Annotated in this window: 18 protein-coding genes; 14 read left to right on the plus strand and 4 right to left on the minus strand. The window is 64.6% G+C overall.

The window, feature by feature from the left end; all coding sequences use genetic code 11:
- Window positions 1–32: 32 nt before the first annotated feature.
- The 7 genes from ACTIGC_RS09990 to ACTIGC_RS10020 all read left to right on the plus strand — a co-directional run bounded on the left by ACTIGC_RS09990 (window position 33) and on the right by ACTIGC_RS10020 (window position 7,372).
- On the plus strand, window positions 33–704 hold the full coding sequence (locus ACTIGC_RS09990) for a response regulator transcription factor (protein WP_127567628.1): 672 nt from the start codon (window positions 33–35) through the stop codon (window positions 702–704).
- Window positions 701–2,152, plus strand: coding sequence for an ATP-binding protein (locus ACTIGC_RS09995; protein WP_439634261.1), 1,452 nt, complete (start codon window positions 701–703; stop codon window positions 2,150–2,152). Before ACTIGC_RS09990 ends, ACTIGC_RS09995 begins: the two co-directional genes overlap by 4 nt.
- 42 nt (window positions 2,153–2,194) lie before the next feature.
- Window positions 2,195–5,065: a bifunctional [glutamine synthetase] adenylyltransferase/[glutamine synthetase]-adenylyl-L-tyrosine phosphorylase gene (locus ACTIGC_RS10000; protein WP_439634262.1), complete on the plus strand. Its 2,871-nt coding sequence runs from the start codon at window positions 2,195–2,197 to the stop codon at window positions 5,063–5,065.
- 70 nt (window positions 5,066–5,135) lie between these two features.
- On the plus strand, window positions 5,136–5,741 hold the full coding sequence (locus ACTIGC_RS10005; protein WP_439634263.1) for a hypothetical protein: 606 nt from the start codon (window positions 5,136–5,138) through the stop codon (window positions 5,739–5,741).
- Window positions 5,701–6,417 carry an RNA polymerase sigma factor gene (locus ACTIGC_RS10010; RefSeq protein ID WP_439634264.1) on the plus strand — a complete coding sequence of 239 codons (717 nt, stop codon included), beginning with the start codon at window positions 5,701–5,703 and terminating at the stop codon, window positions 6,415–6,417. The genes ACTIGC_RS10005 and ACTIGC_RS10010 overlap by 41 nt, the downstream gene beginning before the upstream one ends.
- Entirely contained in the window at window positions 6,414–6,836 is a 423-nt protein-coding gene (locus ACTIGC_RS10015; protein WP_439634265.1) for a hypothetical protein, read from the plus strand. The genes ACTIGC_RS10010 and ACTIGC_RS10015 overlap by 4 nt, the downstream gene beginning before the upstream one ends.
- The gene (locus tag ACTIGC_RS10020; protein WP_439634266.1) at window positions 6,836–7,372 is read left to right on the plus strand and encodes a periplasmic heavy metal sensor; all 537 of its coding nucleotides are present in this window, start codon (window positions 6,836–6,838) and stop codon (window positions 7,370–7,372) included. Before ACTIGC_RS10015 ends, ACTIGC_RS10020 begins: the two co-directional genes overlap by 1 nt.
- Window position 7,373: 1 nt before the next feature.
- Here the strand turns inward: ACTIGC_RS10020 and ACTIGC_RS10025 are convergent, their stop codons facing one another.
- The 4 genes from ACTIGC_RS10025 to ACTIGC_RS10040 form a co-directional block, all read right to left on the minus strand.
- Window positions 7,374–9,917, minus strand: coding sequence for a PAS domain-containing sensor histidine kinase (locus tag ACTIGC_RS10025; RefSeq protein ID WP_439634267.1), 2,544 nt, complete (start codon window positions 9,915–9,917; stop codon window positions 7,374–7,376).
- A gap of 51 nt (window positions 9,918–9,968) precedes the next feature.
- The gene (locus tag ACTIGC_RS10030; RefSeq protein WP_439634268.1) at window positions 9,969–10,523 is read right to left on the minus strand and encodes a hypothetical protein; all 555 of its coding nucleotides are present in this window, start codon (window positions 10,521–10,523) and stop codon (window positions 9,969–9,971) included.
- A 134-nt stretch (window positions 10,524–10,657) separates the two neighbouring features.
- Window positions 10,658–11,584, minus strand: a complete 927-nt coding sequence (locus ACTIGC_RS10035) for a DUF4349 domain-containing protein (RefSeq protein WP_439634269.1) — start codon at window positions 11,582–11,584, stop codon at window positions 10,658–10,660.
- A gap of 104 nt (window positions 11,585–11,688) precedes the next feature.
- Window positions 11,689–11,955 (minus strand): hypothetical protein, encoded by a 267-nt coding sequence (locus ACTIGC_RS10040; protein WP_127567609.1) that lies wholly within the window; start codon window positions 11,953–11,955, stop codon window positions 11,689–11,691.
- A 206-nt stretch (window positions 11,956–12,161) separates the two neighbouring features.
- Here ACTIGC_RS10040 and ACTIGC_RS10045 point away from each other — a divergent pair, with 206 nt between their 5' ends.
- From ACTIGC_RS10045 to alaS, 7 genes are all read left to right on the plus strand, one after another.
- The gene (locus ACTIGC_RS10045) at window positions 12,162–12,455 is read left to right on the plus strand and encodes an aspartate decarboxylase (protein ID WP_188451963.1); all 294 of its coding nucleotides are present in this window, start codon (window positions 12,162–12,164) and stop codon (window positions 12,453–12,455) included.
- 83 nt (window positions 12,456–12,538) lie between these two features.
- On the plus strand, window positions 12,539–12,802 hold the full coding sequence (fliQ, locus tag ACTIGC_RS10050; protein WP_439634270.1) for a flagellar biosynthesis protein FliQ: 264 nt from the start codon (window positions 12,539–12,541) through the stop codon (window positions 12,800–12,802).
- Window positions 12,803–12,809: 7 nt separating this feature from the next.
- Entirely contained in the window at window positions 12,810–13,568 is a 759-nt protein-coding gene (gene fliR / locus ACTIGC_RS10055) for a flagellar biosynthetic protein FliR (protein WP_127567602.1), read from the plus strand.
- Window positions 13,569–13,575: 7 nt separating this feature from the next.
- The gene (gene flhB, locus ACTIGC_RS10060) at window positions 13,576–14,643 is read left to right on the plus strand and encodes a flagellar biosynthesis protein FlhB (RefSeq protein ID WP_439634271.1); all 1,068 of its coding nucleotides are present in this window, start codon (window positions 13,576–13,578) and stop codon (window positions 14,641–14,643) included.
- Between the two features lie 185 nt (window positions 14,644–14,828).
- Window positions 14,829–17,411: an ATP-binding protein gene (locus tag ACTIGC_RS10065; RefSeq protein ID WP_439634272.1), complete on the plus strand. Its 2,583-nt coding sequence runs from the start codon at window positions 14,829–14,831 to the stop codon at window positions 17,409–17,411.
- A gap of 118 nt (window positions 17,412–17,529) precedes the next feature.
- Window positions 17,530–18,618 (plus strand): recombinase RecA, encoded by a 1,089-nt coding sequence (gene recA, locus ACTIGC_RS10070; protein WP_127567596.1) that lies wholly within the window; start codon window positions 17,530–17,532, stop codon window positions 18,616–18,618.
- 116 nt (window positions 18,619–18,734) lie between these two features.
- Complete coding sequence (gene alaS / locus ACTIGC_RS10075) at window positions 18,735–21,392, plus strand: alanine--tRNA ligase (protein ID WP_439634273.1); 2,658 nt, start codon at window positions 18,735–18,737, stop codon at window positions 21,390–21,392.
- The last annotated feature ends 61 nt before the right edge of the window (window positions 21,393–21,453 follow it).

Genomic DNA, 21,453 nt, shown 5'->3' on the forward strand with positions numbered 1-21,453 from the left:
CATAATCACTATCTGGATCGGGAGTTCCGGGCATGCGCGTTCTCATCATGGAAGACGACAAGCAGGTAGCGGCCTTCATGTGCCGGGGCCTGCGCGAGGCGGGGCATGTCTGCGACGCAGCCCATGACGGCGAGGAGGGCCTGGATATGGCCCGTGACGGCCAGTATGACGTGCTGGTCGTTGACCGGATGATGCCCCGGCGTGACGGGCTGTCCGTGATCGAGACGCTGCGTGCCGAAGGCATGGCAACCCCGATCCTCATCCTCTCCGCTCTGGGCGAGGTGGATGACCGGGTGGACGGGCTTAAATCCGGCGCTGACGATTATCTGGTCAAGCCTTATGCCTTTGCTGAACTACTCGCCCGTGTTGAGGTGCTGGCGCGCCGGCGTGATCCGGGCTCGGTCCAGACCCAGCTTGCCGTGGGTGATCTGGAGATGGATCTCCTGGCGCGTACGGTTAAGCGCGGCGGGGAGGATGTGCTCCTGCAGCCGCGCGAGTTCCGTCTGCTGGAGTTCCTGATGCGCCATGCCGGGCAGGTGGTGACGCGTACCATGCTGCTGGAAAAGGTCTGGGACTATCACTTTGACCCCCAGACCAATGTTATCGATGTCCACATTTCCCGGCTCCGCTCCAAGATCGACAAACCGTTCGGGTCGACCATGCTGCACACGGTACGCGGGGCCGGTTACCGGCTGCAGGCGTGAGCGACGCGCCGTTGTCCACTCCGGGGACGGGTGGCAGGTTCATCCTGCCCTCCTTCACCCGTACGACGGCCTTCCGGCTGACCCTGCTGTCGGCGGCGCTGTTTGCGTTTTCCAGCTTCGTGATTCTGGCACTGGTGTATGCGGCGACTGTTACCGCGGGCGTGCGCCGCGCCGACAATGCCATCGCGCAGGAAAGCGTTGCCATTGAGGCGCGCTTCCGGGCTGAAGGGGCCGCGGCGGCCAATCGCTATATCGTCCAGCGTTCTGTGGCAGGCGGGGAGTTTCTTTATCTCCTCAACCAGCCATCCGGGCGTCGGCTGTCGGGCAATATTTCCAATCTTCCTGCCATCACGCCGGACGATCAGGGGCGTGTGCGTTTCACCTATGAGCGTGCGCCGCTTGGCGGGCAGACGGCGGCAGAGCCTAGCCGGGCGGCGCGCGGCCTGATCAGCGAGCTGGAAGGCGGATACACGCTTTTCGTCGGCCTTGATGTCGAGGACGAGGCGCGCTTCGTCACCTATATCCTCAACGCAGTGCTGATTGCGTCGGGCCTCGCTGTGGCGATGGGCATTGTTTCAGGCGCGGTGGTCAGCCGGCGCTTCTCGCGCCGTCTCGACGACATCAATGCAGCGGCCCGTGAAGTGATGGCGGGACGGCTGCAGAGCCGTGCGCCGCGCAATTTCTCCGGCGACGAGCTTGATGACCTCGCTTCCAACTTCAACGACATGCTGGACCGCGTGGAGCGCCTCATGCAGCGCATGCGCTCGGCGGGCGATTCCATCGCTCATGATCTCCGCCTGCCGCTGACGCGCATGCGCGGGCGGCTGGAAGCGGCGCTCGTGACCGAAGGCGATCTGGCCGACCGTGAGGCCGCGCTGGCGCAGGCCATCTCCGATTCTGACGAACTGCTCAAAACCTTCAACGCGGTATTGTCTCTCTCACGCCTGCAGACCGGCGAGCGGCGGCGCGCGTTTGAAACGCTCGATCCGGCCGAAATCATTGCCGACGTGGCCGAGCTCTACGAGCCGGTATGCGAGGAAACCGGCCATGATTTCGCAATGGATACGCATCCGGGCCTGACCATTCTGGGTGATCGCGAGCTTGTAGCGCAGGCGATTGCCAACCTTGTGGACAACGCCATCAAGTACACGCCCGAGGGCGGCGCCATCATGCTGCGGGTTCGATCCACCTCCCGTGGAGAAGTGGAATTGTCTGTCACGGACACAGGGCCGGGCATCGCCGCAGAGGACCGTCCGCGCGTGCTGGAGCGGTTCGTGCGTCTGGAGGCCAGCCGGAACCTGCCCGGTGTGGGGCTCGGCCTGTCACTGGTCCACGCAATTGCCGAGGTCCACGGCGCCGAGCTGACACTCGATGATGGTCCCGGCTCATCCAGCGGTGAGGGGACAGGGCTGCGCATCGCCTTGCGTTTCCCGGCCTATCGCGAGTGAGGCGCTTGCCTTGAGGGTCAGACGCGGGCCAGTTTGCGTCCCATGATCGCCCCTGTCTCCCAACGCATCACTACAGCGCTTCCTGTCCGCGACGCTGACGCTGCCCTTCAGCGGCGCGCCAATATTCCGTCCGCTGCACTGTCCGCCTGGCCGCCGGAGTTTCTTGATGCGGTGATGTCGGCCTCGCCCTATCTGGCCCGGCTGATGGAGCGGCGCGCCGACACCCTGCTGGCGCTGGCCACGGATAGCCCGGAATCGGTGTGCGAGGCGGTTATTGCCAGCGCGCGCCCGGCAGGCGCATGTGACACCGAGGCTGACCTTATGCGGGGCTTGCGCGAGGCCAAGATGGATATCCATCTGGCCACGGCGCTGGCCGATCTGTCTGGCGCATGGCCGCTGGAACAGACAACGGCCACCATCTCCGCCTTCGCTGATGCTGCCCTGCAGGGCGCGCTGGGTTTTGCGGCGCGGGAGATGGGGCTGGCGGGCGACGATGGTGCGGTGGCCGGATTTGCCGTGCTGGCGCTCGGCAAGCTGGGCACGCAGAGCCTCAACTACTCCTCCGATATTGATCTGGTTGTTGTCTGGGAGGCCGAACGCTTCATCGTGCCCGAAGGGAAAGAGCCGCAAAAGCTCGCCACGCGCCTCACCCAGCGCCTTGTGCGCCTGATGAGCGAAATGACGCCGCAGGGCTATGTCTTCCGCACCGATCTGCGCCTGCGCCCCGACCCGTCCTCGACACCGCTGGCGGTCAATGGCGACATGGCGCGTCACTATTTCGAGGCGGTAGGCCAGAACTGGGAACGGGCCGCCTATGCCAAGGCGCGCGCGGTAGCGGGCGACATCGAAGCCGGTAACGCCTTCATCGCCGATCTGGAACCCTTCATCTGGCGGCGCACGCTCGATTTCGCTGCCGTCGAAGACATTCGCGCGCTGGCCAAGCAGATACAGGCCGTCGGCAATCGCGCAGAGCTGAATGTCGCCGGACATGACGTGAAGCTCGGACTTGGCGGCATACGCGAGGTGGAGTTCTACGCCCAGGTGCTGCAGCTGGTGTTTGGCGGGCGAAAGCCGGAGCTGCGCGTGGCGGGTACGTTGTCAGCCCTCAAGGCCTTGCGCGAGGCAGAGCTGATCGAGGCCGGTACGGCGCGCGTGCTGGCTGACAGCTACACCTTCCTGCGCCATGTCGAGCACCGCATCCAGATGCTGGACGATGAGCAGACACAGACGCTTCCCCGAAATGATGCCGACCGGGCGCGTGTTGCCGCCCTTGCCGGCTATGCCGAGCTCGAGGCGTTTGACGCGCGTGTGGCCGATACGCTGCGCGCCGTACACAACGCCTTCACCGAGCAGTTCGAGGAGGGCGAGAGCCTCGCCACCCATGAAGGCAGCCTGGTGTTGACCGGGGTGGAGCCGACGCCTGACACGCTCGAGACACTCTCCCGGCTGGGGTTTTCCGATCCGGTGCGCATCTGGCATCAGCTATCGGGCTGGGCGGCGGGCAGGGCGCGGGCCGCGCGCACTGAGCGGGCCCGCAGGCTGTTCTCGCGTCTGGCACCGCGTCTGGTGGAAGCCATTGGCGCGACTGGGGATGCGGATGCCGCCTTTGCCCGGTTTGCGGCCTTCTTTGAGGGGCTGCCTTCGGGCGTCCAGCCGCTATCGCTCCTGACCGCGCATCCGGCGCTGGCGGACGAGCTGATCGCCATTCTGGGCCTCGCACCGAGCCTTGCCGACGAGATCGGCAAGCGCCCGGCACTTCTGGATGTGATGCTGGAGCCTGCGTTTGCGGCACCGCTGTCGGAGACCGGTCCAGCCAGCCAGGAAGTGCTGACCGAGCGTCTGGCGCGCGGGGAGACCTTCGAGGACGCCATGAACACCGCGCGCCGCTTCGTGCGTGAGGAGCGCCTGCGCATAGGCGCGCAGCTCCTACGGGGCCGCGCCGGAGCCAGCGAGGCGGCCCACGCCTATTCCATCCTCGCCCGCCATAGCGTGATGGCCATGTCCGGGGCCGCTGAGCGCGAGATGGGGCGGCGTCACGGAGCCGCGCCCGGCAGGTGGCATGTGCTGGGCATGGGCAAGCTGGGCGGCGGGGAGCTGTCGGCTGATTCCGATCTGGATCTGATTGTCGTGTACCAACCGCAAGCCGAGCAGTCCGACGGTGCCCAGCCGCTCGAAGCGCCGGTCTGGTTTACGCGGTTCACCCAGCGCCTTGTGTCAGCGCTGTCTGCCCCGACCGAGGAAGGGGCGCTCTACCCGGTTGATCTGGCCTTGCGTCCGTCGGGTTCCGCGGGGCCTGTAGCGGTCTCGCTGCAGCGCTTCGCGACCTATTACCGCGAGGAGGCGTGGGTGTGGGAGCGCATGGCGATGACACGCGCGAGCCTTGTCGCATCGAATGGTGACAATGGCGCCATCGCCCGCGCCATCGCCGATGCGGTCAATGCGCACACGCTGAGCGAGGGAGAGGTGTGCAAGGCCGCCAGCGACATGCGCGCCCGTCTGGAGCGCGACAAGCCTGCGGCCTCATCGTGGGACCTCAAGCTGCGCCAGGGCGGTCTCATGGACATCGAGTTCGTGGCGCAGGCAGGGCTGGTGGCGGGGCGTCTGGGCTGCGAGCCCTCAACGCGCAAGGCCCTGGAAAGACTGGCAGGTGAAGGCTGGCTGGAGGCGGCGGACGCTCACACCCTGCTGGAGGCGCATGCGCTTTATGAGGCGGTGACGCAGCTGACCCGGCTGGCCCATGGCAGCGGATTTGATCCGCAAGATGCCAGCGAACCCTTCGCCCGGCGCCTGGCCCAGGCGGCAGGCTGCGCCAATCTCGAAGCGCTAAGAGCGCGGGTAGAGGCGCTCGCGGACCAGACAAGAGCCATATTTATCAAGACGGTAGAAGAAAGAGCATCGGCGCGCGACGGATAGGAGCGCCGCACTTCGTTTGAATGGGTGCAGAGGGACAACTGCTCACCGAAGCAATCGGAGTTACGACGCAATGAAAACCTCCCTGAAATTTGCCGCAGCCGCTCTGGCGCTCGGCTTTACCTCCGTGCCGGTCATGTCTGTCAGCGCTGTTGCCGCTGAGACGGCCGTGCAGGAATCTGAAGCTGGCGAACGCGGTGAACGCCGCGGCCATCGCTGGGGCCATCGCGGCCCGCGCGCCAATCCTGAAGCTTTTGCCGAACGTCTCGCCAGCATTGATGCTGACGGCGATGGCGTCATCACCCGCGCCGAGTTTCTGGCCCATCACAACACCATGTTTGACCGCATGGACGCCAATAATGACGGCGTCATCAATGCGGCCGACCGTGAGCTGATGCGTGAGCGCTGGGCTGAACGCCGTGCAGAGCGTGCTTCCGAAGGTGGTGAACGCCGCCGTCAATGGGGCGAGCGAGGCGGCGAGCGCAGCGAACGTGCCGATCGCGAGATCACCCGCGCTGATTTCGAGGCGCGCGGTAATGCCATGTTTGACCGCTGGGCTGGTGAAGGTAATGATTCCGTCACCGTCGCCGCTGTGCAGGAACGTATGGCGGAAATGCGCGCTCAACGCGGTGAACGGGGTGAGCGCGGTGAACGCCGCCAGCGCCGCAGCCGCGACTAGAGCGACTGAAGGTCAGCTTGTCAGGGAGGCGTCCATCCGGCCGGTTCTGCAGGTCATTACCGGCTCGGGAAAAGGCGCCGTCCCTGACAGCGACGCCGCGCTGGCGCGCGCGCTCGCCCGGGGCGATAGCGTTGCCATGCAGGCGTTCATTACCCGGACACTGCCGAAGATCACAGGCGTTGCCTGGCGCCTGCTGGGCGATAACAGCGAAGCCGAAGACGTGGCCCAGGAGACCTATCTGAAGGTCTGGCGCCATGCACACAAATGGAAGCCCGGCACGGCGCGTTTCGATAGCTGGGTGATGAGAATTGCGGTCAATCTTTGTTATGACCGCCTGAGAAAACGCCGCGAAACCAGCATGCCCGAAAACTATGAGCGGGCAGATGGCGAGGCGGATGCGGACAGCGTACTCGCGGGCAAGGACAGTCAGGAGGCCGTACGCGCCGCTGTTGCTGCCCTGCCCGAACGCCAGCGCCTGGCGCTTGAACTTTGTCATTTTCAGGAGCTGGGCAATATCGAGGCGGCAGAGATAATGGAGGTCAGTGTGGAAGCGATGGAATCCCTGCTGTCACGAGCGCGGCGCAGCCTGCGCGAGCACCTGGCAGAGAACGCTGCCGACCTCATTAACACGCTGGCTCATGGGCGTGGCGATCAGAGCCAGGGGGACCCGATATGATGGACGAGACACGATTTTCCACACTTCTCTCTGCGTATGGTGCTGACCTGAAGCGCTGGCCGCAGGCAGAGCGCCCCGGCGCGCTGGCCTTCATGGAAAGCCATCGCGAGATAACCTCCAGGCTGATGGCCGAGGACGGCGAACTCGACATGCTGCTGGAAGCGGCGCGGGCCAAACCGCCCTCTGCCGGTCTTGCAGGGCGCATACTCGCCGCCGGGCAGGCTCAGGCGCGCTTTGCCCCTGAATGGGCGCGGCTGGCGGCAGTGCTCGCGCTCAGTGCCGGGCTGGGGCTTGGCTGGGGCGGTGCAAGCCTTGGCGGTGCCGGCCAGAGCGATGCGGCCTATGCCATGGCATTCTCCAGCTTTGCAGACCCTGCCTATGAAGAGGTGGTCGATTTCATTGATGGTGAGGTGCGCTGATGAACTGGTTTGAGGGGCGGCGCTTCTGGATTGCACTTCTTGTCGTGTCGCTGGGCGCCAATGGTGTGCTGGCGGGGATACTTGCCCAGCGCGCGCTGACGCCGGCGGGCGCTGTCCATGAAGCGGGCGGGCACATGCCCGGCAGTGGCGGCTTCAATCCGCGCGCCTTTATTGCCGCGCTGCCCGAGGAGCGCCGCGAGGCGGCCCGCGCGGAGTTGCGCGAGGGTCTGCGTGAGCTGCGTCCCCTGTTCGGCGAGATGATTGCACGCCGCCGCGAGATGAACGCCCTCCTGCGCGCCGATGAGTTCGACGAAGCCGCGCTGCTGGCTCTGACGGCCGATATACGCGCCTTGCGCTCGCAGCTGGATGCAGCGGGTGAAGAGGTAATCCTCGGTATCGTTTCGGACCTCGAGCCGGAGGCCCGCCGGGCCGCGCTGGAGGCGGCCTACGCGCCGCGCGGGCGGGGCATGAGGCGAGGTGGTGAAAGGCCGGGCGAAGAACGCCGTCACCATCACGGTGGCGAACGGCCCGAATAGACTATTCTGCGGCCTCGTTGACGGCGCTGGTATCGCCGCTGCCATTGCCGCCCGGCTGATTTTGATGCCGGGGAATGGTGAAAGAGATGGTGGTGCCCTTGCCCAGCACCGAGTCGATACGCAGCTCGCCGCCATGCAGCTCCACCAGCGATTTCGACAGGGCCAGACCGAGGCCTGAGCCCTGATAGCTCTTGGAATGCTGGCTCTCGATCTGCTCGAACGGCCGGCCGAGCCGGGGCAAATCTTCTTCCGCGATGCCAATGCCGGTATCGGCAACCTGCAGCACAATGCCGTCAGCGGCCTCGAACCCGCGCACCACGACGCGGCCGCCCTCCGGCGTGAACTTCACCGCGTTTGACATCAGGTTCAGCAATATCTGCTTGAGCGCGCGCGGGTCGGCATCAATCTCTGGCAGATCACCGCATTCGGCGCGTACCTGCAGGCTCTTTTCCTGCGCGCGTGCGCCGATCAGGCGGATGCACTGATCGATAACGGCAGCCGGATCGAGCGGTTCGGTCTGCAGGCTCATCTTGCCCGCCTCGATCTTCGACATATCGAGGATGTCGTTGATGAGCGAGAGCAGCAGGCCACCCGAATTGTGGATGTCGCCGGCATACTCGATATAGCGGTCATGGCCGAGCGGGCCGAAAATCTGCTTCTGCATCATCTCGCTGAAGCCGATAATGGCGTTCAGCGGCGTGCGCAGCTCATGACTCATATTGGCCAGGAATTCAGACTTGGACCTGTTGGCCTCTTCGGCGCGCAGCTTTTCCTCGTGATGGCTCCTGGCGAGCTCCCTGATCTGCTGGGATGAGGTTTCGAGCTCGTTATAGGACTGACGCAGCCTCTCCTGGTTATCGCGCAGCTCGCCCTGCTGCTGCTTGAGAAGCGTGATGTCCGCGCCCACGCTGACCAGGCCGCCATCGGCGGTCTGACGTTCCGAATAATGCAGCCAGCGCCCGTCATTCAGCTCCATCTGGTAGGATTCGCCGTCATTCTCGCTGGCGTGGACATTGGCTATAGAGCCGGACGCCGCTGCCTCTACAGCCTCATACGCCATGCCCGCACGCAGAGAGCCTTCAGGCAGGTTGAAGAAATCGCGGAATTTGCGGTTCCACAGCACCAGGCGGCGGCGCGAATCCCACAAGGCAAAGCTCTCCGTCATGGACTCTAGCGCGGCCCGCAGCCGGGTCTCGGCGGCGAGTACGCGCTTTTGCGCGCCTTTACGCTCGGTCACATCAATCGCGACGCCGACGAGCCGGCGTCCCGGTCCGGCCCCGTCAGTGGCCAGAGGGCGGCCGCGCATCTGCACCCAGACAGCCAGATTTTGCGCGCGAACCTCCAGATCCACTTCCTCCGCTCTGGATGCGGCCCGGATAGCCGTGCGCAGGCGGGAGCGGTCCTCGTTCGACAACAGCTGGAGAAACTCGGCGCCGGACATGCTGGCTGCATCATCCAGCCCCAGCATGCGAGCAAAGGAGTCGGTGATGAAAACGGCGTCGGTTTCCAGATCCCAGTCCCAGACGCCGCAGCGCGCGCCTTCGATGGCCAGCCGGAAGCGGCGCTCGGAATCACGCAGGCGCGCTTCAGCCTTTTTCAGCGCCCCGGTCTGCATCAGCAGCACGACGTAAAACGCGATGGCGGTAAACAGCGGCCCGAAGAACAGAAGAGCATGGAAAATGAGTGTCATGTTCCAGGCCATGGCGTCGAGCCCTGCCGGGCCAACGGCGTAGACGTACAAGGGGGCGTCACGCAGCCGGGCCACCCCCAGCACCTGCTCGGTCTCGCCAAGGCGCGCGCCTGTCATGGCGCCGCCGCCGGAATCGCCCAGCGCCCGGACGTCAGAACTCTGCAGCCCGAACCGCTCGGCTGCCAGCGGCGCCCCGGAAACCGGCGCTTCCGGGAATAGCGCGAGCGTGCGGCCCACGCTGTCAGTCAGCACGGCAATACGGGCGGCGCGGTCCGCGCTTATCAGTTCGGACGGGCTGGCGAAGGCCAGCAGCGTGCCTACGCGCCGGTCCGGCAGTGGAACCGGCGCTGCCAGGACGACATGGGCAGTGTCGCCCGCAATACCGGCTACCCATTGCGGCCCGCCAAGCGCTGCATCGGCGGCTGCAGCCAGATCAGCGGGCACGCTTCCAGCTGTCAGTGGCGTGCTGTCGGGCAGCCAGAGCGCCGCCCCCGACACGTAAGACGAGCCCGTAACTGCCTCTACAATGGCAAGCTGGCTCTCTTCGTCACCCGGCCGGGCCAGGCTGGCGGCAGCAAAGCTCAGGGCGCCGCGTATCTCGGACAAGCGCCCGGAGACGCTTTCCGCGATGAAGGCGGCGCTGCGGGCCTGGCGGTTTTCCGCCTCTGCGCGTGCAGAGGTCCATTCCATCTGCAGCTTGGCCCAGATGACGGCACCGAAAACGCCAGCAAATATGATCAGGAAAATGAGCACGAGCCGGGACAGGCGCGCACGGCCGCTGGCAGGCCCGTTCATGGCCAGCCGACCGGCCTGACGCCGTGTGTCGGCGTTGCGCGCTTTCCGGGCTCGAATCATACCCGCCAGAATAGGGTTGCAGGCCGGTAAACGTCCAGCGTCCGTGAGGTATTATTCGGCGGCCTGGCGGGCCGCGTTCCCCGGCTCGCCCGGCCTTGCGCGCACAGTGCGGACGGTCTCTGACATCTGGCGGGCGAGCCCCACCAGTTCGGGGCCGCATTCAGGGTTGTCGGCAACGGCGCGCGCCATCGCTTCAGCAAGGGCCAGGAGGCGCGGCGCCTGCGCGATCAGGCGCGCTTGCGTCTCGATGCGGTGCGGATCGCGGTCATATTCAGCGCCCGGCGTGCGCCAGCCGCCCCAGTTCTGCTGGTCGGTTACGACTACCGGATAGGTGCCGGGGAAGGGATGGTGGGCGCATTCCTCCGGCGTCTGCCATTTATTGGCTGCGCGCAGTATGCGCCAGTTGCTGCCGGTGTTCTCGCCGCCGCTATCCTCTACGGAAAGCTCGTGTGCCTGAAAATCCCGCCCCAGCCCGCAATCGTAGAAGACCTTTACCGGCTCCTCGACGTCGCGGACCCATTGCGGCTTGACCTTCTCTACCAGCGCCCAAGTGCCGACCGGATGGACGAATACGCGCTGGTGCTTGTGAAAGATGGCCTTGGCCATGACAGGCTCCGCTGCTTCTCACCCGATGAGGCGAAATCGCAGGCACGATACGCCAGCCGGTTTAGAACGGCGTTAAGGAGCGTGGTTAACGCGCCGTTGCCGTTCACCGGCAACGGCGCAGGCCCGGTTATGGGCTATGATGGCCTTGCTGCGGCCTTGCCGCGCTTGCGCCGTGCCAGAAGCCAGCGGATCAGGAACACTGCCGGAATGATGAGGATCAGCCAGGGCAGGATCACGGCGATGAACACGATCACCGCTGCCACGCCCTCGGAGAGCGTATCTGTAAAGTCTTCCAGTGCCTGCATGATCGGGTTGAAACGCACTGGCGAAGTCTGGCTGACGATGGGCTGGTAGTGCAGCGTCAGGCGGGATGTCTCGACGCGCGTGCGCAGCGCGGCGATCACGCTCGCTCGCGCATCGATGTCGGACTGGACACGGGCCAGTTCCCGCTCGACGGCCAGTATATCAGCCATAGGCCCTTCATTGGTCTCCAGCAGGGCTTGCAGCCGGTCACGCAGGGCCGTCTGGGCGCGAAGGCGTGCTTCGCCGTCGACAATCTGGGTGGTCAGATCATCAACGCTGGTGTTTTCGCTCTGGATATTGCCGCCGGCCTCATCGACCTCGCCCGCCAGGCGTTCGCGGAAGCTGGCGATCCAGTCCGGCCGGGCGCGTATCTCCAGCGCGCCGGAGGGACGCTCGCCATCAGGATCATTGATCGTCGCGCTGACGACGCGGCAGACACTGCCACCGGCTGCCGCGCAGGCCTGCTGGTGGGCGGTGTGAACGTCGGCCAGCACGCGGGCTGGCAGGCGCAGGCCATAATTGTGCGCATAGGCCAGCAGAGCCGCCTGTTCATCCTGCGCGCCCGCTTGTGGCGGCGGGGGCGGAGCAGGGCTGGCCTGCCGGGAGGACAGTGCCATCTCATACATTTGCGGCGAAGAGGCGGCGTCTACTGCCGCATCGCCGCGATAGCGATCGCCACCGTCCTGACCGCCATTGCCGCATGCTGCCAGTGCAAGCGCAGCCAGCACTGCAGCGCCCGTTATCACGCGAACTGTCATCACGCATTCCTCCCCGTTGCCGCCAGATGATGGCGTATCCGGGGGAAGTGTGCGCGGTCAATTATGGCAACGGCAAGACGGGCTGGCCCGGCTGACGCTGAATGTCAGACCAGTTCGCCGGTCAGTCTCTGCCGCTCCAGCGCGAGGGCGCCGCGGATAAGGATCACGGTCAGCACCACTGCGCCGATACCGGCGAGCACTTCGCCGATCTCGATGGCCAGCATGGGCAGATGCAGGGTCATGCCCAGCGCCCAGATCACGGCCGCGACGGTCAGAAAGCCGGTAACGGTGATGAAGAGCGAGCCGGTCACAGCGGCGATGATGGCATACAGGGTGAGCCGCGCCGGTGACGCGGCGGTCTCGGTGGTCATGGGAAACTCCAGACAAAAGAACGCTCAAAAAATATTGCGCGCGGGCCGCAAGGGTGTCCGCCGCGCATCGATATATTTGGCAATCAACGGGGGCGCCGAAAAGAGGGTATGTGCGTAAATGCCAGCGGGCAGGGAATCGGCTAGAACTGCCGACTGCAGGCCGCTTTTCGGCGGTTCCCATGTCCCGGCTGGAAAGGGTTGAAACAATGAGTGATGCACCGCTTGGCTCGAAGGCCAATCCCTCGCAGTTCGACTGCCTGCCCGATCTTGCCGACGATGAGCCCTATTTCGTGATCCGCGCTCACGATCCGCTGTCCAACGCACTCGTTGAGCTGCACGCCTATATCGGGGCCGGGCAGGCGGGCGCTGCGCACAACAAGCTGGCTGAAATCATGGCGCTGACATCGGAGCGCCCGCCTCGTCCGTCAGGTTCGCCCAAATACCGGGAAACGTTTGCGATTTCCGGTTCCATGGAGCGGTGGCGGCGCGATAACGCGTAAACAGGGTAAACGGATGTTTAACCTTTCTTAACCGGCGCAATGGCGTCTGGACCAACACGTAACGCCAGCGGGAGCCTGACAGAATGACGGGCGCAGAAGTGCTTGATGTTGGCCGGGAAGCCATCTGGACCATGCTTGCCATGGCCGCGCCCATCATGATTGTCGGGCTGGCTGTCGGCGTCATCATCGCACTATTTCAGGCATTGACGCAGGTCCAGGAGATGACGCTGGTCTTCGTGCCGAAGATTTTCGCGATCTTTCTGGCGCTGATTGTCTTCATGCCGCTGATGGGCGCGGTGCTGGGCGCATTCATGACCAATATCGCGGACAGAATCGCGGCAGGCTGAAGCCGCGATGATTCTGACCTTCGATCTTCCTGCCATCGTCTTTGCCGCCGCGCTGGTGTTCGCCCGCATGGGCGCAATCCTCATGCTGCTGCCGGGCTTTGCCGAGCCGGGCATCCCGATCCGCATCAGGCTGTCTTTCGCGCTGGCATTCTCCTTTGCCATCGGGCCGGTCGTGGCGCCGATGCTGCCCGCGCAGCCTGATACGCTCGGCGGGCTTGCTGGCTATGTCGCTGGCGAGGCGGTCATTGGCCTGATGATTGGCGGCGTTGCACGCATGCTGCTGGCCTCCGCATCCGTGGCAGGTCAGGTGATCGGCTATCAGAGCGGTATTGCCATGGCCCAGGCGTTTGACCCGGCGCAAGGTCAGACCGGCGCCTTGCCGGCGGCCTTCCTGAACCTGCTTTTCATCGTGCTGATCTTCACCACCAATCTGCACCATTTGCTGCTGCAGGCGGCGGCCGGCTCCTACATGATGATGCCGGCCGGTCAGGTGCCCATGTGGGGTGATGCGGCGCAATGGGCCGTGGATATTTTCATCAGCGCGTTCAATATCGGTATCCAGCTGGCCGCCCCGCTGGTCCTGTTCGGGCTCGTCTTCTATCTGGGCCTTGGCGTGCTCTCGAAAATGATGCCGCAGGTGCAGATATTTTTCGTCGCCATGCCGGTGAACATCCTGATCGGTTTCACCATTTTCGCGCTCGCCCTTGGCACCATCGCCATGGTCTGGCTGGAACGCTTTGAAGCCTTCACCGCAACGCTGATGTGAGGATCACATGGCAGAAGGTGAAGACAAGAGCGAAAAGACCGAGCCGCCAAGCCAGCGAAAGCTGGACAAGGCGCGCGAGAAAGGCGACGTCCCCAAATCCCAGGAAATCCCGGCCTGGTTTATCCTGGCGGCAGGCCTTGGCGTGCTGGCCGCCTTCGGGCCGTCCATGGGTGCAGGGCTGACGCGTGAGCTGTCGGTTTTCCTGTCCCAGCCTCACGAGATGTCGCTCGACAATACCGGCGCGCTGGTGCTGACCTTGGCTGCGGTGATGAAAGTCCTGCTGGTCATGGGGCTGGCGTTCGGGGCGATCATTGCGGCGGCGCTGGCGGGCCATTTTGTCCAGCATGGGCTGATCTTCACCACGTCCAAGCTGGAGCCCAAGCTCAGCAAGCTGAACCCTGTCGAAGGCGTGAAGCGTATTCTCGGGCCTCAGGGCTGGGTGAATTTCGTCAAGGGCCTCGCCAAGATGGCGCTGGTGGCCATCGCCATCACCATTGTGCTGTGGCCGCGCCAGTCGCTGCTGGCCGGTCTGCCTGCCGTGGCGCCAGCCCAGATTCTGGTGCTGTTCCGTGAGATTGCCATCCAGCTCATGCTGGCGGCGCTGGCGGTGTTCGCGATCATCGCGCTGGCCGATTACATTTTCCAGCGCCAGCAATTCTATGACCGCAACAAGATGAGCCGCCGCGAGATCCGCGATGAGTTCAAGGAGTCCGAAGGCGACCCGATGGTGCGCGCGCGCCTGCGCCAGATACGTCAGGAGCGGGCCCGCAAACGCATGATGGCCGCCGTGCCGGAGGCGGCTGTCGTCATCACCAACCCGACCCACTACGCGGTGGCGCTGAAATACCAGCAGGGTGTGACGGCCGCGCCGATATGTGTGGCCAAGGGCGTGGAAGCGGTGGCGCTGAAAATCCGCGAGATCGCCGAGGAGCATGGCGTGCCCATCGTGGAGGATCCGCCGCTGGCGCGCGCCCTGCACGCCAGCGTCGATCTCGACGAGGTGATCCCGCCTGAGCACTTCGCCGCTGTCGCCAAGGTGATCGGCTATGTCCTGTCGCTCAAGAAGCGGCGCTAGGAATAGCTCACCACCTCGTACTCGATCCCGTCCCGGTCCTCGAAATAGAAGCGCTGGCCTGGCTCGTAATCGGCACGCGCAAGCGGGCGGCCTGCCGCAGAAGTTTTCGTCAGGGCGCGGAAAACTGGTTAACCTGAATCAGTCAAACCAGTGGCCGAATCGCTTTTCCCACACGGAGTGCCGTGATGACCGACGCCCCCGCCCGCACAGACAAGGCCGCAAAGCCGGATCCGAAGCCCGCGAAGGGCAGTACCGGACCTGTGTCGGTGCGTAAGCAGTCGCTTCCCAGAGAGCGTCAGAGCCGGATCACGCTGCTGGCGCGCACCGTGTTCTGGATTTCGGGCCTGCTGGCGCTTGGGGCGGCCGGCTTCTCGCTCATTGCCGCGTCGACGGCGGGCTGGCACGGGTTTGTGCTGCTGTCGGGCATAGCGTTCGTCGCCTTCATTCTCATGTTCGCGCTGGCCGCCGGGGAGAGCGCCGCGCGTTCGCTGCGCATTGAGCCTGCGGTCCGGCCCAAGGCTGATGCGCTGGTCAGTGCCGCCATTGATGCGGCGGGCGAACCGATACTCATCACCGATGTGCGTGGGCGGGCGATCTGGGCCAATAACGCCTACCAGAAGCTGGCAAAGACCGTGATGCCGCTGACTGCAGGCATTGCCCTGCCAGCGCCGGACCGTTTGTGGCCGGGCAGTTCGGGCGGCGCGCTCTACCGTCTGTCGCGCGCAGCCGCATCGGGCGAGGCCGCCCGTGAAACCCTTACCGCGCTCGGAGAGTCCGGTGGCGGCGTGTATAGCGTTTCCATTGATCCGGTGCCGCAGGGCGGCGCGCTGTGGCGCTTCACCGAAGTGCGCGCAGGCGACACGCTGGAAGCTGAAGCCGGAACGCCGGACTGGGCCGAGCATGCGCCGGTGGGCCTGTTCATGGCCGATGGCGAGGGCCGCGTGCTGGCCGCCAATGCGACCTTGCGCTCCTGGCTGGATGTGCCTGAGGGGCAGGCCCTGAAGGTGAAAGACTTCCTGGCCGGTGACATGGCCAAGGGCTTCCTGAAAACGCGTGGCGAGAAGGGCGTTGTACGCCTTGATGCGCGGCTGCTGGCTCGCGAAGGTGTTGAAAGCCCGATTACCCTCGCCGTTGAGTGGGATGAGGGGCGCCCTGTGCGCGCGCGCGCCGTGGTTTACGGGCTGACAGCGGCAGGCACGCCCCCCGGCGTCGCCCAGATGATTGCCCAGCACACGGGCGGGCGTACTGGACGGACCTTCGATGACATGTTTGCCAGCGCGCCGTTTGGCGTGGCGCGCCTTGACGGCGCCGACCCGGCCCGCTCGATCATCGAGGATGCCAATCCGGCCCTGGTGCAGCTGTCGGGCGGCGCGGCGCTGCCGGGCAAGGCATTTGAAAGCCTGTTCGACTGGAGCCTCGGAGACAGTGCGGAGGCGGCCTTTGCTGCGGCCATGTCAGGGCGCAGCGAGCCGGTGGCGCTCAAGCTGAAATCGTCGGACGGCTTGCGCGACGTGCATCTCTTCCTGTCGCCGGCGCGTTCGGGCAAGCGGGCGGCCTATCTGGTGGACATCACGGCTTTGCGCGAGCTGGAAGGCCAGTACGCGCAGGCCCAAAAGCTCAAAGCGGTCGGTGAGCTGGTGGCGCGCGTGGCCCACGACTTCAACAATTTCCTGACCGCGATCCGGCTGAATACCGACAATTTGCTGCTGCGCCATCCGGTAGGGGATCCGACCTATCCGGACCTGCAGAACATCAATGGCGTGGTGGCGCAGGCGGCAGGCCGGATCAAGCACTTGCTGGCCTTTGCCCGCAAGCAGACCCTGCGCGTCGAGACTGTCGATCTGACCGAGACGCTCGCCGATACCGTACACCTGGTGCGCCAGAGCGTGGAAGAATGGGTGCGCGTGGAAGTGCGTCATGGCCGGGATGTGCCGCTGGTACGCATTGACAAGGACGAGCTTGCCAACGCGCTGATGAACCTTGCCACCAATGCGCGCGACGCGATGGCAGGCAAGGGGCGCGGCACGCTGACCATCTCCACCGAAGGCGTTGATGCCACCATCGTGCGCGCGGCTGGCGCGCCGGACGTCAAGGACGGGCCATGGGCGGCCATTCACGTCGCCGACGAAGGCTCCGGCATGGATGAGGCCACGCTGGAAAAAATCTTCGAGCCGTTCTTCACGACCAAAGAGCCCGGCAAGGGCACGGGCCTCGGCCTTGCCACCGTGTACGGCATCGTCAAGCAGTCCGGCGGCTTCCTGTTTGCGCGCTCGAAGCCCGGTGAGGGCACGACTTTCTCGATCTATCTGCCCGGCCACACGCCGGATGCAGAGGAGATCGCAAAGACCGAAGCGCGCAAGGCTGAAGTGCCGGTGCAGCGTAAACCTGCTGACCTCGCCGGGCGCGGGCGCATCCTCCTGGTGGAGGATGAAGCGCCGGTACGCACCATTACGGCGGCGACGCTGAAAAAGCGCGGCTATGAGGTGGAACAGGCCGAGGATGGCGAAGAAGCCTTGGCGATTCTCGAAGAGCGCCCCGGCGAGTTTGATCTCATCATCTCCGACGTGGTTATGCCGGGGCTGGACGGTCCGGGGCTACTGAAAGCCGCTACCCAGTATCTCGGCAATGCGCGCGTGATCTTCATTTCGGGCTATGCCGAGGAACACTTCTCGCACACCCTGTCGGCGGATCTCGATATTTCCTTCCTGCCCAAGCCCTTCAGCCTGGAGGCGCTGGCCCAGCGCGTGAAGGACGAGCTGGGGCGCTGAGGCCCGCGCGGCGCGCATAAATGTTCCACTTGTGTTCTGTGAACAAATCCGGTACAGATTCCCTCAACGCAGCGCAATTGCCGATCCGGGCGATGCGTGAAATAAGGGAACCGAACCGATGGCATCTTCCGCAATCCGACTGGTGAAAGACACCGATATGGACAAGTCCAAGGCACTCGAAGCCGCACTCACGCAGATCGACCGCCAGTTCGGCAAGGGCTCAGTCATGAAGCTCGGTGCCCGCCCGAACCAGAATATCGAGGCGGTGTCCACCGGCTCGCTGGGGCTGGACATTGCGCTGGGCGTTGGTGGCCTGCCCAAAGGGCGGATCGTCGAGATTTACGGCCCTGAAAGCTCGGGCAAAACGACTCTGGCGCTGCACTGCATTGCCGAGGCGCAAAAGCGCGGCGGCGTGTGCGCCTTCGTCGACGCGGAACATGCGCTCGATCCGGTCTATGCCCGCAAGCTGGGCGTGGATGTGGGTGAGTTGCTGGTCTCCCAGCCTGATACGGGTGAGCAGTCGCTGGAAATCACCGACACGCTGGTGCGTTCTGGCGCCATTGATGTGCTGGTGATCGACTCTGTCGCTGCGCTGACGCCGCGTGCCGAGCTGGAAGGCGATATGGGCGACAGCCTGCCGGGCCTGCAGGCCCGTCTGATGAGCCAGGCGCTGCGCAAGCTCACCGGCTCCATCTCCAAGTCCAACTGTCTTGTCATCTTCATCAACCAGATCCGCATGAAGATCGGCGTGATGTTCGGCAATCCGGAAACGACGACCGGCGGTAATGCGCTGAAATTCTATTCCTCGGTCCGCCTCGATATTCGCCGCATCGGCGCGATCAAGGACCGTGACGAGGTGATCGGTAACCAGACGCGCGTGAAAGTGGTCAAGAACAAGGTGGCGCCGCCTTTCCGCGAGGTGGAGTTCGATATTCTCTATGGCGAAGGCATTTCGCGCATGGGCGAGGTGATTGATCTGGGCGTGAAGGCCGGGATCATCGAAAAATCGGGCTCCTGGTACTCGCATGACTCCGAGCGCATCGGTCAGGGCCGCGAAAACGCCCGCAAATTCCTGCTCGATCACCCGGAGATTTCGGAGAAGATCGAGAACCAGATCCGTGCCAATGCCGGCCTCATTGCCGAGGAAATGCTGGTCGGTCCGGGCGAGGATGATGATCTGGATGATGCGGCGGAAGCGGCCGGGTAGGGCGTCTTCGCAGTTCTCAACCGCATTGCATTGCAGCGGGCGCTTGGCTAAGCCGGGCGCCCGTTCGTATATGTGCGCAACGGTAAGTGAAATTTTGCAGATGAGCGGAGACTGCCATGACGCGCTTGCGCGACATACGTGCCCAGTTCCTTGGCTATTTTGAAGGGAACGGCCATGAAGTGGTGGCCTCCAGCCCGCTCGTGCCCAAGGACGATCCGACCCTGCTTTTCACCAATGCGGGCATGGTCCAGTTCAAGAACGTGTTTACTGGCGCTGAAAAGCGCGCCAATCCGCGCGCCGTATCCTCGCAGAAATGCGTACGCGCAGGCGGCAAGCACAACGATCTTGATAATGTCGGCTACACGGCGCGCCACCACACCTTCTTTGAAATGCTCGGGAATTTCTCCTTCGGCGACTATTTCAAGGAAGAGGCAATCCACCACGCCTGGACGCTGGTGACGAAAGACTTTGCCCTGCCCAAGGACAAGCTGCTCGTCACGGTCTATGCCGACGATGATGACGCGGCCGCACTCTGGAAGAAAATTGCAGGCCTGCCGGATGAGCGGATCATCCGCATCGCGACGTCGGACAATTTCTGGATGATGGGCGATACCGGCCCGTGCGGTCCGTGCTCTGAGATTTTCTTCGACCATGGCGAGCACATTCCCGGCGGCCCTCCGGGCAGCCCGGACGAGGATGGCGACCGCTTTATCGAGATCTGGAATCTCGTCTTCATGCAGTTCGACCAGCAGGCCGATGGCTCTCGCCGCGCTCTGCCCAAACCCTCGATCGATACCGGGATGGGGCTGGAGCGGGTGGCGGCTGTCCTGCAGGGCAAGCACAATAATTACGAGATTGATCTCTTCGCCAACCTTGTCAAAGCCGGCGAAGAGGCGCTCAAAGTGAAGGCGCAGGGCGCCGCGCTGGCCAGCCACCGCGTGATCGCAGACCATTTGCGCGCCACCAGCTTCCTCATCGCCGATGGCGTAACGCCCTCCAATGAGGGGCGTGGCTATGTGCTGCGCCGGATCATGCGCCGTGCCATGCGCCATGCGCATATTCTGGGCGCCACCGAGCCGGTCATCTACACGCTGGCGCCAGTGTTGGCCGCCGAGATGGGTGATGCCTTCCCTGAGCTGAGCCGCGCTCTGCCCGTGATCGAGGAGACGCTGCGCGGCGAGGAAGAGCGCTTCCAGCGCACGCTCGGCCGTGGCCTGACGCTTCTCGAAGAGGCGATTGCCGATCTGCCCGAAGGCGCGGCTTTGCCCGGTGAAACCGCGTTCAAGCTCTACGACACCTATGGCTTCCCGCTCGACCTGACGCAGGATGCGCTGCGCGCCAAGGGCTTAAGCGTCGATGAGGCGGGCTTTAACACCGCCATGGACCGCCAGCGCGCCGAGGCGCGCGCGCACTGGCAGGGCTCCGGCGATGCCGCGGGTGACGCTGTCTGGTTCGCGGTGCGCGATGTCACCGGCCCGACGCAATTTCTCGGCTATAGCGAGCTGTCGGCGAAGGGATCGCTCAAGGCGATCATCGCCGATGGCGGCATGAAGGAAACTCTGGCCGAGGGCGCGCGGGGTGAACTCGTGTTCGACCGCACGCCCTTCTACGCCGAGTCCGGCGGTCAGATTGGCGATTCCGGCGAAATCCGTTTTGCCGGCGGCGCGCGTTTTGTCGTCGAGGATGTTAAAAAGCGCGCAGGCGATGTGTTTGCCCATATCGGCACGCTCGAAGGCGGCTCCATCAAGGCCGGTGAGGAGGCCGAGCTGCTGGTTGACGCGCAGCGGCGTGACCGCACCCGCTCCAACCACTCGGCGACCCACCTCATGCACTCGGCCCTGCGCAATGTGCTGGGTCCGCATGTCTCGCAAAAAGGCTCCTATGTGGGGCCGGACCGGCTGCGCTTCGACTTCTCCCATGGCCGCGCGCTTTCGCCTGCCGACATCGCCGCCATCGAGGCGGAGGTGAACGCGGTCGTGCGCCAGAATGATGAGACCGAGACGAGCGAATCCACGCCGGAAGAAGCCATTGCCAAGGGCGCTCTCGCGCTGTTTGGGGAGAAATACGGCGACAAGGTCCGCGTGCTCACTATCGGGCAGAAGCCGGGCGAGCCGGACAAGGCCTATTCGGTGGAGCTGTGTGGCGGCACCCATGTGCGCCGCACCGGCGATATCGCCCTGTTCAAGATTGTCGGTGAAAGCGCCGTGTCCGCGGGTGTGCGCCGCGTCGAGGCGCTGACGGGCGAGGCCGCGCGTGAATATCTGGAGCAGCAGGCTAGCATCGCCAAGGCCGCTGCCGATACGCTGAAAGTCCCGGTTTCGGAGCTGGAAAAGCGCCTGTCTGCGCTGGTCGATGAACGGCGCAAGCTGGAAAAGGAATTGAGCGACGCCAAAACAAAGCTCGCCATGGGTGGGGGCGGCGGCGCTGCGCCGCAGGCCGTTGAAACCATTGGAAATCTGAAGTTCACCGGGCGCATCGTGGAAGGCGTGGGCGGCAAGGAATTGCGCAGCCTTGTCGATGCCGCGCGCGCGGAGATGGGCTCCGGCATCGCCGCCTTTGTCGGCATCAATGATGGCAAGGCCGCGATTGCCGTCGGGGTGACTGAAGACCTGGCGGGCAGCGCAGCCGACGCCGTGGCGCTGGTGCGCGCAGGGTCAGAGGCGATTGGCGGCAAGGGCGGCGGTGGCCGTCCCGACTTTGCGCAGGCCGGTGGCCCCGATGCCAGCAAGGGCGAGGAAGCGCTGGCCGCCATCCGCGCCGTGCTGGCGGGTTAGGCGGCGCTTACCGAGCCTCTTTTCTCGTCATTCCGGAAAGTGCGTCAGCACTTATCCGGAA

Origin of the sequence: Glycocaulis sp. (genome assembly GCF_051859565.1) — a bacterium.
Taxonomy (GTDB): domain Bacteria; phylum Pseudomonadota; class Alphaproteobacteria; order Caulobacterales; family Maricaulaceae; genus Glycocaulis.